17 protein-coding genes are annotated in these 14046 nt (G+C 60.2%); 9 read left to right on the top strand and 8 right to left on the bottom strand.

What is annotated here, in order from left to right; translation table 11 throughout:
- Positions 1-29: 29 nt before the first annotated feature.
- Entirely contained in the window at positions 30-1376 is a 1347-nt protein-coding gene (locus ACAM_RS03370) for a glycerate kinase type-2 family protein (RefSeq protein ID WP_022541399.1), read from the top strand.
- Here ACAM_RS03370 and ACAM_RS03365 read toward each other — a convergent pair.
- From ACAM_RS03365 to ACAM_RS03340, 7 genes are all read right to left on the bottom strand, one after another.
- A complete protein-coding gene (locus tag ACAM_RS03365) occupies positions 1338-2213 on the bottom strand; it encodes a hypothetical protein (protein WP_022541398.1) in 876 nt (291 codons plus the stop codon). The two genes, ACAM_RS03370 and ACAM_RS03365, sit on opposite strands and share 39 nt — an antisense overlap.
- Positions 2173-2907: a purine-nucleoside phosphorylase gene (locus tag ACAM_RS03360; RefSeq protein ID WP_022541397.1), complete on the bottom strand. Its 735-nt coding sequence runs from the start codon at positions 2905-2907 to the stop codon at positions 2173-2175. The genes ACAM_RS03365 and ACAM_RS03360 overlap by 41 nt, the downstream gene beginning before the upstream one ends.
- A gap of 26 nt (positions 2908-2933) precedes the next feature.
- Positions 2934-3698 carry an RNA-guided pseudouridylation complex pseudouridine synthase subunit Cbf5 gene (locus ACAM_RS03355; protein WP_022541396.1) on the bottom strand — a complete coding sequence of 255 codons (765 nt, stop codon included), beginning with the start codon at positions 3696-3698 and terminating at the stop codon, positions 2934-2936.
- 14 nt (positions 3699-3712) lie between these two features.
- A complete protein-coding gene (locus ACAM_RS08445; protein ID WP_022541395.1) occupies positions 3713-4036 on the bottom strand; it encodes an H/ACA RNA-protein complex component Cbf5p in 324 nt (107 codons plus the stop codon).
- An 83-nt stretch (positions 4037-4119) separates the two neighbouring features.
- Positions 4120-4587 (bottom strand): riboflavin synthase, encoded by a 468-nt coding sequence (gene ribC / locus ACAM_RS03350; RefSeq protein WP_022541394.1) that lies wholly within the window; start codon positions 4585-4587, stop codon positions 4120-4122.
- Entirely contained in the window at positions 4562-5278 is a 717-nt protein-coding gene (locus ACAM_RS03345; RefSeq protein ID WP_022541393.1) for a 3,4-dihydroxy-2-butanone-4-phosphate synthase, read from the bottom strand. The genes ribC and ACAM_RS03345 overlap by 26 nt, the downstream gene beginning before the upstream one ends.
- 129 nt (positions 5279-5407) lie before the next feature.
- Positions 5408-6409 carry a hypothetical protein gene (locus ACAM_RS03340; RefSeq protein WP_022541392.1) on the bottom strand — a complete coding sequence of 334 codons (1002 nt, stop codon included), beginning with the start codon at positions 6407-6409 and terminating at the stop codon, positions 5408-5410.
- Between the two features lie 343 nt (positions 6410-6752).
- On the opposite strand from ACAM_RS03340, the gene secY reads away from it, so the two are divergent.
- From secY to ACAM_RS03300, 8 genes are all read left to right on the top strand, one after another.
- The gene (gene secY, locus ACAM_RS03335) at positions 6753-8126 is read left to right on the top strand and encodes a preprotein translocase subunit SecY (protein ID WP_022541391.1); all 1374 of its coding nucleotides are present in this window, start codon (positions 6753-6755) and stop codon (positions 8124-8126) included.
- Between the two features lie 2 nt (positions 8127-8128).
- Positions 8129-8737 carry an adenylate kinase gene (locus ACAM_RS03330; RefSeq protein WP_022541390.1) on the top strand — a complete coding sequence of 203 codons (609 nt, stop codon included), beginning with the start codon at positions 8129-8131 and terminating at the stop codon, positions 8735-8737.
- 22 nt (positions 8738-8759) lie between these two features.
- Entirely contained in the window at positions 8760-9188 is a 429-nt protein-coding gene (locus ACAM_RS03325) for a hypothetical protein (protein WP_022541389.1), read from the top strand.
- Between the two features lie 52 nt (positions 9189-9240).
- Complete coding sequence (locus ACAM_RS03320; RefSeq protein ID WP_022541388.1) at positions 9241-10581, top strand: amidase family protein; 1341 nt, start codon at positions 9241-9243, stop codon at positions 10579-10581.
- Between the two features lie 42 nt (positions 10582-10623).
- A complete protein-coding gene (locus tag ACAM_RS03315; RefSeq protein ID WP_022541387.1) occupies positions 10624-10896 on the top strand; it encodes a 50S ribosomal protein L34e in 273 nt (90 codons plus the stop codon).
- Positions 10851-11411 (top strand): (d)CMP kinase, encoded by a 561-nt coding sequence (cmk, locus tag ACAM_RS03310; RefSeq protein WP_062662549.1) that lies wholly within the window; start codon positions 10851-10853, stop codon positions 11409-11411. The genes ACAM_RS03315 and cmk overlap by 46 nt, the downstream gene beginning before the upstream one ends.
- A gap of 48 nt (positions 11412-11459) precedes the next feature.
- Positions 11460-11762 carry a 50S ribosomal protein L14e gene (locus tag ACAM_RS03305; RefSeq protein ID WP_022541385.1) on the top strand — a complete coding sequence of 101 codons (303 nt, stop codon included), beginning with the start codon at positions 11460-11462 and terminating at the stop codon, positions 11760-11762.
- 327 nt (positions 11763-12089) lie between these two features.
- A complete protein-coding gene (locus ACAM_RS03300) occupies positions 12090-12875 on the top strand; it encodes a DUF2192 domain-containing protein (RefSeq protein WP_022541384.1) in 786 nt (261 codons plus the stop codon).
- Between the two features lie 152 nt (positions 12876-13027).
- On the opposite strand, the gene ACAM_RS03295 is transcribed toward ACAM_RS03300, so the two are convergent.
- The gene (locus ACAM_RS03295) at positions 13028-13921 is read right to left on the bottom strand and encodes a CBS domain-containing protein (protein ID WP_232502322.1); all 894 of its coding nucleotides are present in this window, start codon (positions 13919-13921) and stop codon (positions 13028-13030) included.
- Between the last annotated feature and the right edge of the window lie 125 nt (positions 13922-14046).

Below are 14046 nucleotides of genomic sequence, written 5' to 3'. Positions count from 1 at the left end.
CTCCCTTACGTTAGACTGGGTGCGGCCTTTTGCCACTGGATATGGGGCCTGGGGAGCAGAGGGAGCTGGCCAGGATTCTCGGGGCCGCTGTTGAGAGGGTTTTGGAGGCTTCGAGGCTGGACTGGAGGGTGAGGAGCCTCCTGGAGCAACGCGGCCTATGCCGCTCCCGAGCCGTGGTCCTCGCGCTGGGTAAGGGGGCGCTGCAGATGGCCCGTGGGGCGCTGGAGTGTCTCGAGCCTGAGGGGGGTGTGGTGGTTAAGCCCCGGGGTATGAGGGGGGGTGTTGAGGGGCTCGAGGTCGTGGAGGGTAGCCACCCCCTGCCCGACGAGTGGAGCCTCAGGGCGGGTAGGAGGCTGCTGGAGTGGGCCGGCTCCGCGGGGGAGGGCGACACTGTGGTGGTGCTGGTCTCGGGGGGCGGGAGCGCGCTGGCCGAGGTGCCTATGGGGGGGCTGGCTCTCGAGGACCTGAGGGAGGTTAACATGCTCCTCCTCAAGTCCGGCGCCTCTATACACGAGATCAACACGGTGAGGAAGCACCTCTCGAGGATAAAGGGCGGGAGGCTGGCCGCCGCGGCATACCCAGCGAGGGTGCTGGGGGTTTATGCGAGCGACGTGCCCGGGGACAGGCTGGACATGATAGCCTCCGGCCCCACGGTGCCCGACCCCACGACGTATCGCGACGCCCTGGCGGTGCTCGAGAGGTACGGCCTCCGGGGCTCCACGCCGCCAAGGGTGGTGGAGCTGCTGGAGGCGGGCGCCCGGGGCGAGGTTGAGGAGACTCCCAAGCCCGGGGACGAGAGGCTCTCCACCACTGAGAACAGCCTGGCGGCCTCCAACATGGACGTCCTCCAGGACCTCGCCTCCTGGCTGGGCGGCATGGGGTTCAACACCCTTATACTGACCTCGAGGCTGGAGGGCGAGTCCAGGGAGGTCGGCCGCGCCCTGGCTAGCATAGCCCTCGAGGCCCTAGACAGGGGGGTGCCCGTGGAGCCCCCGGCGGCCATACTGGCTGGGGGGGAGACTACTGTGACTGTGAGGGGAGGCGGTAGGGGGGGTAGGAACATGGAGCTCGCCCTGGCCTGGAGCCTGGCAATGGCCTACTGGAGCCCAGAGTCGCCGGCGGCCATACTGGCTATGGATACCGACGGTATAGACGGGAGGAGCGACGCGGCCGGGGCTGTGGCCTGGCCCTGGCTCCCCGTGGCCCTCAGGGAGGCGGGGCTCGACCCGTACCAGCTGCTGGCGGAGAACGATAGCGAGAGGGCCTTCGCCTACGCGGGCAGCCTTGTTTCCACAGGGCTCACGGGCACCAACCTAAACAGCATAGTCGTAATGCTGCTAGGGCCTCCTCCTAAAGCCTATCACGGCGAAACCTAGGGTGTAGAAGGCGGATGCTAGGGCTAGGGCTATGAGGGTGTTCCTAACCCTGTCCATCAATATCCTCAGCGCCTCTATAAACCCGTTCACCAGCTCCGCCTCCGAATGCTGGTTCAAACCGCCCCTAAGGACCTCCTCCAGGGGGCCCGCCACGGCCGATAGGGGTCTGAAGGCCTGTATGACGCTGTACATGCTGTACACGTAGAGAACAGCCCCGGCTAGGAGCAGCAGCACCCCCGCCCTCGAGCTCGGTGGCGGGTACTTGAGGGATAGGAGGGAGTAGACCACCGGGGGGAGGAGGGGGAGGAGATAGAGCGTCGCCACAATGTAGCTGAGCCTAACCCCAGCTGCTATGGAGGACATGTCGCCCGATAGCCTGGAGAGTATGAGTCCCGTGACCACGCCCGCCGCTAGGGCGCCGAGCCTGGAGAGCCAGGTGAAGAGGTGGAAGGCCCTCCTCGCTATGGAGGGCCAGTAGCCCGCTATCCTCTCCCACTCCCTTGAGAAGAGGATGGTGCCGAGTATCCATAGGAAGAGGGCGGCCGCTATGCCCAGGGCGTTCCCGGCCAAGATAGACCTCAGCCCCCCGGTTATGTAGGCCACGAGGGCAGCGGCGTCGCCGGGCTCGAAGCCGCCCTGGCTCTCGAGCTGGAGCGCCAGCCTCTCCGCGCTGGCGAGCACGGATTTTACGCTGCTGAAGAGGCCTAGTATGAAGACTAGGTAGAGGGCCGACACGACCTTGAGAAGGCCGCCTATGAACCCCAGCCAGCCCAGGGTTATAGGGGTCCTCGGCTTGCTAGACTTCTCCTGTGAGGACCTCGAGAAGAGCTTTACCAACCTCAACCTCCCTCCCTGCAAGCTCCCCGGGGTCTATCCGCTCGAACCCCCCGGTGTGGAGCAGGTCGGAGACTATCAACACGCCAGCCGAGCGGAAGCCCCGTATCCATGATAGGCTGAAGAGCGTGTGGAGCTCCATCTCCACAGCCGCCATACCCAGGCTGCTCCACCTACCCGCCGCCTCGGGAGTCTCGGCGTAGAAGGCGTCGCTGGAGAGGACGGGGGCTAGCACCACCCTCCCCCCAAGCCTGGTGTAGAGGCCCCTGTATATCCTCGAGGTGAGGAGGGGGTCGGGGGAGGCTGGGAGGCATATGGGCCTCTCCCCCGCGTACTGTATGCTCCCCCCCGCGCCCCAGTAGCAGCCGGCCCCCGCAGCCACAACCACGTCCCCCAGCCTAAGGTCCTTGGAGAGGCCGCCTGAGGTGCCCAGCCTCACCATAACCTCGGCCCCCAGCATCCTCAGCTCCTCGAATACGATGGCGGCGGAGGGCCCGCCTATGCCGTGGGTGGCTATCGTCACCTCGGAGCCGTTGAAGGATCCGGTGTAGACCCTAAGCCCCCTGGCTGAGGAGACTAGCCTGGCGTCCTCTAGTAGGCTGGAGGCCAGCCTGTCAGCCCTCCCGGGGTCGCCGACCGCCACGGCGAGGGGGGCTATATCCCCGGGGCCGGCCTCGAGGTGGACAGGCTTCCTCACAGCCCACACCCCCGCTCCTCCTAGCCCTAAGCCCCCTGGGGGGTCTGCTGGCGTTTCCACATCCTCGGGTAGAGGCCCCTCTCCATTATTATCCTGGTGGGGCCCACCACTATACCCCTCTCAGCCTGGAGAATCTCCTCCGCGCTCGCTAGGGCTTTCCCCAGGCCTATGAGCTCGCCCTTGAGGGTCATCAGGGCGACCATACCCCCCTTCTCCACCCCCTCCTCCACAGCGGCCACGCCAGGAGCGGCTAGCTGGGCCCCGTGTGTTAGGCTCTCTACCGCGGAGTCCCTCACGAGCACCTTGGGTATGTGGCACACGCTATACTCCCCGGGTATGACCACCCTCCTTAGAAGGTCGTCCTTACCCTCCTCCCGCCACCTTATGACGGCATAGGCCACGTCGTCCAGCCTCACCATGAGGCCGCTGTCCTCGCTGAAGGGGCCTGTCCTAACCCTCCTAAGCTCCCTCATGTGCGCCCCAACGCCGAGCACCAGCCCTATGTCCCAGCAGAGCTTCCTCATGTACGTCCCGGCCTCGCAGTCCACCCTCAGCAGGGCGTACTTCCCTGTGTACTCTAGCAGCTCTATCCTGAATATCCTCCTCGTCCTCAGAGCCCTCTTCACGCTGCTCCTCAGAGGCGGCTTCTGGTATATCTCCCCCTCGAAAAGCCTGAGGACCTCCCTCAGCCTCCCCTCCTCCACGGGCCTGTGCAGCTGCATCACGCACACGTACTCCTTGCTGCTGTGCATCACCGTCCCTATGATCCTCGTCATCCTCTCCAGGGCCACGGGGAGCACTCCGGTTACCTTAGGATATCCCCGCCCCGCAGCCCCCAGAGGGCTGGCTGGGGCTCTAGGGTCCCCCCGTGGCCCGCCCTGGATACTCCCAGCATTCTCTTTATCCACGCCACCACCTCGTGGCTCGTCGGCCCCGGAGGCTTGTCCACCACTATCATGCCGTACCTGAGGTAAACCTCCAGCGGCCTCTCGGGGGGTATGTAGCCGTGTCTAGGGTCTGTGGGCTCGTCGTACTTATAGAGTATCCGGGAGGTGTTGCCGCATATGGACTTGACCCTCTCTATGAACCTAGCCCCCATGCTCCTCGCGTCGACAGCCTCCTCAACCATGCCTCTAGACGCACCCCTAAACTCCCGGGGTTCATATGCCCTTAACTATTTACGTGGACTGCAGGGAGCTATATAGGGAGCCTCTACTTTATCGGCCCCACATCCGGGTAGCCCTGTCTAAGCCCCAGCCCGGCCTGCTTCACTAGGGCCTCAGGCCCCTCCCTCAACAGTGCTGCGAGGTTCTCAGCGTGCTTCCTAGCCCTGTCAACAGCTATGGCCGCGAGCTCCTCGGGGTCCTCGGCCTCGTCCTCGTGGACTGTAACGTCTATAACTATCTTGCCAGTGAGGACCTCAACCATTATAAGCCCGACGCTGGCTGCGAGGTAGCTTAGCTTGTCCGCCTCCCTACGGCCCACCCAGCCGAGGGTTATAACCCCCTCGCAGCCCATCGCCAGCAGCCTCCTGGCGGCGCCGGGCAGGTCCTTTATCCCCGGCACCGTGTGCCTGACTATCCTGTAGCCCGGGAGCCTCCTCCTCAGGACCTCTAGGGCCACGCCCCCCATGTCAACCCGGGCAAAGGTGGTGTCAGCCACTCCAACACACTTCTCCACGGCTACACGCCTCCACTATCTCCTCGCCCGTCAAGAGGGGTATTCTCCTCTCCCTCGCTATAGCCTCGGCCTCCCTAAGCCCCAGGCTCCACCTCTCCCCTAGCATCTCGGCTATCACAAAGCTCGGGGGCAGGCCCGCTAGCCTACCCAGGGCTACCGTGAGCTCGGTATGGCCCCTCCTCCTATCCAGGCTGCGGGCCAGCAGTATGGGCACGTGGCCTGGCGACATGAACTCTTCAACAAGCATCCTACGGGCCTCCTCAACCATCCCCCCATAAGCCTTCTCAACCACCCTGTGGAGCCCAGAGATAGTTACCCCCCTGTCCTCATCGCTTATCCCGGTCTTCACGGAGACGTGGTTAACCCATATGGAGAAAGCCGGGGGGTCGCCATAGCTGGGCGTCTTTGAGGCTAGGGGTGCGAGGCTCTCCTGGGTTAGGAGGAGTTCCTGCGCGAAGGGGAGGCCAAGCAGCCTCCCAACCCTCTCGCTCGTCACATAGCATATGAGGCCCCCCGCCACCGTCCTGAGGGTGTAGACCTCCCTCCAGGAAACCGTGCCAGCGTAGTAGACGAGGTCCACCTCGCCCTCACGCCTGTCCCCATCATATATCATAATCGGCATCCCGTTCCTCAGCGACTCGACAGCCCTCGCTATGGAGCCCTCCAAGCTAGGCCTGTACCTGCCCTCCAACACGCAGACACCTTCGCCAGGAGCTTAGCCCTGCCTCCCCGGCCAGAGCGCGCCCAGACGCATCTATTTATATTGACTCTAGATCCGCGAGGAGTAATATTTAGCTGTTACGAATAAATGCGCCCCCCGTCAGCCGACCTCGACATAAACCTCCTCCAGCACCTCTCTGACCAGCCTCGACGACTCGGAGGATAAGGTTATGTTGTCTGCATCTCTTGGGAACTTGCCGTCGCCGATGTAGATAGCTTCAACCCCCCTCCTCGGTATCGGGTCCAGGGCTTTGAACGTGAGGGACTCGCCCCACTCGGTGACCATTATGTACGAGGGCACTATCTCGCCGGTCCTTAGGCTCGTGAAGAACTCTGGCGTCCAGAGTGAGGGGCCTAGGGGTGTGGAGACGGCTCCCACGCTGCCCCCCCACAATCCCGCTAGAGCGGCTACTCCCCGGGATCCGGCGAGGGCTAGGAGGTGGTCCTCGAATATCGACTCAGCCTCTATAGCCACGTAGAAGTCTCCGCCCCCTCTGGTCGCAAACTCGAGGTTAACGTTGGAATAATATACCATGGGGGCTCCATAATCCTCCGACACCCTGGATATGAGAGAGTCCCAGGGGGAGGCGGCTATCAATACCGCCTCGACACCCTCAGAGGAGGCCTGCTGGTATGCCACCCTCGAGAACAGCTCGCTCCCGTATATATACAGCCTGTGGCCGGAAGCCTCCTTGGCCAGCTTGGATATGCTTAGCCTGAACCCCTCCTCCACAAGGCGTGACAAGGCTCTAACGAGGAGCTGGGAAGCCTTGTCAAGCCTCTCGAAAACACTTTGAACCTCCAACCCCTCCTCCACACTCCTCTGGATAACCCTGCTGGCCACCGAGAGGTAGAGCACAGTAGTGTTTATCAGGGGGGAGGAGGAGAGGTAGACGCCTCCGAGTTCAGACACCATCATGATGAAGCCCCTGTCGGCTATGTCAAGGTATGAGAGGGAATTGGCAATCTCCTCTAGGCTCCTACCCTCTCCAACCCGGCTTTTTATAGTATCCTTGACTATCAAGTTGAAGATCATTACTGATACTTCAATCCTCTTATGAATTCCCTCTCCATACCTGACACCCAGTGCCTCATAACTCATAGGATTACCCCGAATAAACAAACCCAGCTACTCGAATGTATTTGATGTAACATACAAAATACTTATTCATTAGCGAGAGCTACAGGCCCATTTAGGCGTGGTGCAGCGGCTGCAATATAGACCCCAGCTCTAAACGTTTTAATACCCAGCCTATCCTCTCAATCTAATTATCACAAGCCAATAATTAATCAGGGAGGCGCGGAACAGCCCTCAAGAGCATCCACGGCTAACGACCCGGGGGGGTTGTGATACCTTTGGGCGAGGGTGATTGTCAGTTTTTAACCTTCGGCTTTAACACGGGTTTCCCGGGAATATTCTGGGTTCACCTAGTGGGTGCATCCGCTTGGGCGTCATAGATGTGCTTGCTGCAGTCGGCGAGAGGTTTCCCGCGGTTAGGAAGCCTGAGAGGAAGCCCACCCTCTATCGGAGGCTCGCCTGGACGGGCGTCATACTGGTTCTATACTTTATAATGTCCAACATCCCGCTGTACGGCATACCACCGCAGAACATAGGGGGCCAGGTCGACCTGCAGAGGATAATATTCGCTAGCTCCGCCGGGACTCTGATGGAGCTTGGTATAGGGCCGATCGTGACCGCGAGCCTGATAATCCAGGTCCTCGTCGGGGCAAAGATAGTGAAGCTAGACCTCGCGGACCCCGAGGGAAGGAGGAAGTTCACAAGCGCCCAGAAGGTCCTGGCCCTCGCCTTCGCAGCCCTGGAGGCCGTGGCCTTCACTGTGGGCGGGAGGTACTGGGTGGGGACGGCTATACAGCCGGGGCCCCTTGACTACGCTATAGTCTCGCTACAGCTATTCCTTGGCGCCCTACTCGTGATATACTTTGACGAGGTCATGCAGAAGGGTTGGGGCATCGGCAGCGCTATAAGCCTCTTCATACTCGCGGGGGTGGCCCAGGGTGTTGTGTGGAGCATGTTCGGCACCATACCCGGGGTGGCTCTCGACTACGGCCTCGTACCAGCCCTCCTTTCCAACCCCGACCTAACCCTGCTTGCAAGGCCCAACGGCTTCCCCGACCTCACAGGCTTCTTCGCGACCCTAGCCGCGATAATACTACTCGTGTACCTCCAGGCTATGAGGGTTGAGATACCCATAACCTCGGAGAGGTTCAAGGGGATCAGGAGCAGGGTGCCTCTCCAGTTCATATACGTGACCAACATACCCATACTGCTGGTCGGGATACTCGTCTCCGACCTGCTGCTCGTCCAGGGGCTTCTGGCGGACTACCTGGGGGTGGATAGCAGGGCCTACCAGATCTACTCGAGCATAGTCTACTACCTCTCCCCCCCGAGGGGGGTGGTGCAGAGCATAGCCGACCCTGCCAAGACTGCCGTCTTCATAGTGTCGTGGACGCTCCTCTCCATAGTATTCGGCTACATGTGGGTTGAGATAGCCGGGCTCAACCCAAGGGAGCAGGCCGAGAGGCTGGTGAAGGGAGGCCTGGCAATACCCGGTATGAGGAGCGATCCCCGGGTCCTGGAGAGGGTGCTTAGGAGGTACATATACCCGCTGACATTCCTGAGCAGCCTTATAGTAGCGGCCCTCGTCATAGTAGCCGATATTCTCGGCGCCTACGGCACCGGCACCGGCCTCCTCCTAGCGGTGGGTATAATAAACCAGTACTACGCTATGATAACGAGGGAGAGGGCCCTCGAGACCTATCCGCTGCTGAGGAGGATACTGGGCGAGGAGGTGGTTTGACGGTGAGGCACCCCTTCAGAGTCGTGGTGGTCACTGGGGTACCCGGGGTCGGCAAGACCACCGTGATAAGGGAGGTTCAGAGGCTCGCCGAGAAGGAGGGTGTGAGGCTTCACGTGGTAAACTTCGGCAGCTTCATGCTCGACACGGCAGTCAAGCTGGGGCTGGTCGAGGATAGGGACAAGATCAGGACTCTCCCCCTCAGGAGCCAGCTAGAGCTTCAGAGGGAGGCTGCCAAGAGGATAGTTGACGAGGCCTCCAAAACCCTCGGAGGCGACGGGGTGCTCATAGTTGACACCCACGCCCTCGTCAAGACAGTTGCGGGCTACTGGCCAGGCCTGCCAAAGCACGTCCTCGACGAGCTGAAGCCGGACATGATAGCAGTTGTGGAGGCATCCCCCGAGGAGGTTGCAGCCCGCCAGGCTAGAGACACCACGAGGTACAGGGTTGACATAGGCGGCGTCGAGGGCGTGAGGAGGCTTATGGAGAACGCCAGGGCCGCTAGCATAGCAAGCGCCATACAATATGCCAGCACGGTAGCGATAATAGAGAACAGGGAGGGCCAGGCGTCGAAGGCTGCGGAGGACCTCCTGAAGCTGATAAAGAACCTCTAGCCCCTAGGGGGCGGGGGCCGGCATGGTTGTCTACCTAGTACCCGTAGCCACCGGGTTTCTCTCGGTCTACCTCGCCAAGACCCTCTACAACAGGCTTGTCCCCCGGGAGGCTGTTTTGTGGGCTATGGAGGTGTCGAGCAGGTATAGGGAGCTTGAGAGGGAGGCGGCTAGGAGTAGGAGGGCTGCTAAGAAGCTGAGGGAGGCGGCTCCTGAGGCTAGGAGGGCCAGGAGCATTATATTCAGGAGTATTATAGTCAAGATCGGCCTCCTCATGGCTATCTACACAGTACTGGGGGTGGCAGCCCTCACACTGGTCCCAGCCATACCCTCACCCTACAGGCTACCCCTACTCACCATAGACACCCCCCAGGGTCCCATGCTCAGCTCCCTCTTCGCCCACTTCTTCTCCTTCCTCTACGCTGCCCTCCTGTATAGGGATGAGATGGTGTAGTGTGGTAGCATTAAACAGTATTTACGTCCAGAATATCTTTCGGTAGCTGGCTGTGGGCAGGCTGGAATCCGCTGCAGGCTCGATAGCTGCTGGCGTTAGGGGCGCCTCGAGCCTACTCGACTCAGCCCTGGAGAGGGGGGTGAAGCTGTTTGAGGCGAGGGAGCCTAAGGGTGGTATGCAGCCGGGGCTGTGCAGCAGGCTGGAGAGGCTGAACGCCGTTATAATATGCAGGGGCGGGCTCGAGGATAACAGCCCCAACAGGCTTCTTAGCTATAAGGACGTCTACCCGCTCCCCAGGGAGCCCGCGGGCTGGGGCACAGGCCTGCCCCTCGACACCGGTGGAGAGCCCTGGGTGGTCTCGGCCCTGAAGGCCAGGGGGTTCAAACCGTATGCGAGGACCTCGATGGACATCCTAGCCCTGGGGACCTCGGGCTTCAACCCGGTCCTAGGAGACACCCTAAACCCCAGAAACCCCAGGTACACTACTGGAGGTAGCTCGGGGGGAGCCGCATCCACAGCACTGCTCGCGCCAGGCCTCCTAGCCCTGGCCAGCGACGCCGGGGGGTCGGCTAGGATACCGGCGGGCTATACCGGGGTCTTGGGGCTGAAGCTCAGGAGGGGTGACTATAGGGGGCACAGGGGTATGGCTCCCAGCGTCGAGGCACCGGGCATCCTCTCCCTCAGCATAAAGACCCTGATAAGGGGTCTCGAGGCCCTGGGCTACCGGGGTGTGGGGGAGAGGGCTATCCTGGCTGCCGGGGCCGCTGCCGAGGGTTTAGCCACCATAACACTACTCACCCCCGAGGACCTGGGGCTCCTCTGCAGGGAAGCCCTGGACCCCGGGGCCTGCGCCGTCTATGAGGAGCAGGTTGAGTCGGCGAGGTCCTCGGGCGCGTTCTCCACGGCCAGCATAAGGCTCCACAGCCTCTACAGGACGCTGGAGCCTGTTAGAGCTACTGTCACCCTCTCGGAGGCGGCTGAGTGGGCGGGGAGGCACTGCGGCGGGGAGTGTATGGCTAGGCTTCCCGAGAGGCTCAGGGAGCTGCTAAGGCTCGGGTCCATGCTCCACGCCTGGAGAGAGGCGGCGGAGGGGGTTCTGGAGAAGCTTAGGACCTCAACCCCTATACCCGACTCCCCAGTGCTTGCCACGCCGGCCGTCGCAACCGGGGGGTGCATCCCCGTGGAGGATGCGGGTAGGATCGCCTACACAAGGAGGGCCATAGTATTCACATCCCTAGCCAACGCGCTAGACCTGTACAGCATCTCCATACCCCTCGGACCGTCCCGGCTTGACTGCGGAGCCCCGGCTCCACTACTGCTCACATCCGGGAGCCTCGAGGCCCTCCTTGCAGCCGCCATACTGCTACCCTACAGGGCGGAGCCCATCCATTAATAGCCTCCGCCTAACAGGAGCGGTATCCTTGGGTGCTGCGGAGTGGTCAGGCCTGCCCTGAGGAGCAGGAGCCTGAGGAGGGTCTACCGCAGGACTCCAGGGGGCTATACGGTTGTTCACTATGAGAGGCGCAAGCCGGGGCCCGCCAGGTGTGCTAGGTGCGGGAGGCCTCTAGGCGGGGTCCCGAGAGGCAGGCCCCCCAGGGTTAGGAGGCTGAGCAAGACGGCTAAGAGGCCGGAGAGGCCCTACGGAGGGGTGCTTTGCAGCACATGCCTAGCGGAGCTGATATTCGAGGCGATAGCAGGGTCGTCGTGATATCAGGGCCCCCGGGCTCCGGCAAGTCCACCTACGCCAAGAGGCTTGCGGAGGACCTGGGGCTCTCATACTACAGTACAGGAACTATATTCCGCAGCCTAGCCCGGGAAAGGGGCCTCAGCCTGGCGGAGATGAGCAGGCTCGCCGAGGAGGATCCAAGGATAGACTTAGAGATTGATAGGAGGACCCTGGGCGTCGCCTCCCGGGGCGGCGTGGTTATAGACAGCCATCTCGCCGCCTGGCTACTCAAGGATACTGCACACTACCTCGTGCTCGTCAAAGCCCCAATGTGGGTTAGGGTTAGGCGTATAGCCCGGCGAGACGGCGTTACCCTTAGAAGGGCGCTTGTGGAGACTCTCGAGAGGGAGTGGAGCCAGAGGATGAGGTTCAAGAGGTACTATGGCATCGACGTGACCGACACAACCATATTCCACCTTATAGTGGACACCAGCAGGTACGGCGTCGAGGACACATACAGGCTAGTCCTCGAGGGGGCCAGGAGGAGGGGCCTCTGAAAACCCTTAAAATCCCTCGCACGGCCTAGGCGAATGTGGGTGGACAGTATGGCTAAGGTTGTCGAGGTTGGGAGGATATGCGTCAAGACTAGGGGTAGGGAGGCCGGTAGGAAGTGTGTGATAGTTGATATTATAGACGAGAACTTCGTTCTCGTTACGGGGCCCAAGAGCCTCACAGGCGTTAGGAGGAGGAGGGCCAACATAGACCACATCGAGATACTCGACAAGAAAGTCGAGATCCAGAAGGGGGCGAGCGACGAGGAGGTCCTCAAAGCCATCGAGGAGGCCGGGCTGGCCGACTTCATGAGAGAGCCTGTGAGGATAGCGAGGGTATCGCCCTTCACACTCTAACCCTCCTCCCAAACAATTTCGAAGACACAATCCCTCTCAACCCACTCACACATCCTCAACAGCCTCTCAACACCACCCAGATCCACCCTATACAGAGTGCCCTCCCGGCACCCAGCCTCCAGGCCTCTCTCAAGCCTCTCAACCCTAACACCAGGCCTTAAAGGAGGCCATTTAGCCAGCCCCGGCCACCCTCCCTAAGAGGGAAGCCCCAGGGGAATTTCAGTTTTAAAGGTACGGGATCACACCCCGTTAGAGTGGTGTACACGCTAGAGGGGTTACGTTGCGCGCGTCCCCATGTAGGGCTGCGGGAGTCTATGGTGGTTGGATGTGGAGAGGAAGCCTAGGGGTGTCAGCATTAGGAGGAGGGTATCCATACTGATGGATGTTTGGGAGAGGCTGCTCGAGGAGTGGGAGAAGGGGGCTCTCACGCGGGAGAGGGCCGTGGAGATACTGAAGGAGGTGTACAGTAGGGAGAGGATAAAGCCTCTGAAGGGCGCGGCGAACCCGCCCGACCTTTTCGAGAAGGAGCTGGCAAGCCTCTATGTGGTGGGCAAGTATGGCATGGGGCTGGAGAGCGATTATCCAGAGCTCTTCGACAAGGTGTTCCACGACGAGATAAGGTATGAGGAGGCCATAAAGATACTGCTGACGGAAGAGCCCTCAACCGCGAGGATGAAGGTCGAGACTCTGCTCGGGGGGAGCTTCGACGAAAACACTATAGCCAGGATGCTGAGACTGAAGCTCGCCGAAGTCTACTTCGGCTTCTCAAACCAAGACTCGCTCAAGACACTGCTCAAAAGGCTCTCCGAGGCTTTCCCAGAGTACAAGGACATGGCCTCCAAGTACGCCAGATTCTACATAGCCTTCAAAATAGCCGACAACATACAGAAGGGGGAGGTGAGAGACAGGCTAACCAAGGAAGCTACAAAGCAGGCCCTAGCCCTCGAGTTCTCATGGCTAGGGAGGAAGGTGCTCCCCGACGACAAATACATAAGAGTCATAGCGGAAGACGTGTTCAACCTAAACAACAGGATACTAGACTCAATCCTACCAAAATCGAAGGGAAGAAGGGGGAGAAGAGAGGAGAAGAGGCTCGAACCCCCGGAGAAATAGAAGGCGGATAGACAGGACCTCCAACCCGCCAGCGGACCGCCCCGACCTCTCAACCCCTATAGCCCAAGATCTCTGGGCAGGGCTGGATGTTATGAGCTTTCAAGCAGAGTTGGGGTTGCGTGAGCCTCTTACATACCCTGGTAGCCACCGCATTATTTAACCGCTATTAGAGCCTTGAGAATGTCTGTCCTGGTTATTATGCCCAGTGGTCTGCCAGCATAGTCTATAACCACTAGTCTCCCCACGCCGTTGAAGTCCATGTACCTCATAGCCTCGTATATGCTCTCGTCCTCGTTTATAGTAAACACTGTTTTCCTCATATACCTGTCAACTGTCGCATCGAGGTCCTCGCCCCGGGCTATGAGCATTGATATGTCTGTGGTGGTTATGAACCCTATGATGTTATTCTTGTCGTCGACTATCGGAGCCCCTCTAATGCCGTGGCTGTAGAGGAACTTGGCCACCTCCCTAACTGTCATGTTGTGCCTTACCGTTAGGAGCTTTCTAGATATCAGGCTGTTAACCTTGATATTCGGTATCACGGTCATCTTGGATATAACTATCATCAGTTGTCTAGCCTCTTTGCTCACCTTCTCTACCCTCCCCTCCAACGCAAACTTCCGTACGGGCACGCTCTCAACCCTAACCAGATCGCCCTTTTCAACAGGGGCTATGTTGCCCGAGACCGTTACCACGGCCTTCATAGTGTCGCTCCCGAATATACCCATTATCTCCATATCGAGCGCGGCGTACCGGTACTGGTTACCATCCTTCTCCACTATAACCTGCCCGTAGGTGACGTGGCTGAGAGTAGGGGTCTGAACACCTATAACCTCGTAGGCCTTCAGAGTCGGCATGTAACCTCCAGCGGGGCCCGTGCGGCTCTCAACGAGCCCCAGGCTCTTGAGCCACATTATAACGTTCCTCACAGTACCCTCGTCCTTGCCAAGCGCCTCTGCAACCTCCTTACTCTTTATCATCCTCTTGTGCCTCTCATAGAGCGACACAAGAGTCTCAAGAACCTCCCTCTGAAGGCTGGTAAGCATCTTCAAGTCCATAGACCCTCGACTAAATTTGTCACGGTTTAACCGTATAAAACTTTTATATAGAAAATTGAAAGAAACCTAGCGTTCCATAAGCCTATAGCCAGAGAATAATCATAAGGGAGGGT

This window comes from Aeropyrum camini SY1 = JCM 12091 (assembly GCF_000591035.1).
Taxonomy (GTDB): Archaea; Thermoproteota; Thermoprotei_A; order Sulfolobales; family Acidilobaceae; genus Aeropyrum; species Aeropyrum camini.
The sequence above is the reverse complement of the archived record's forward strand: the minus strand, read 5'-3'. Positions and strand labels throughout refer to the sequence as shown.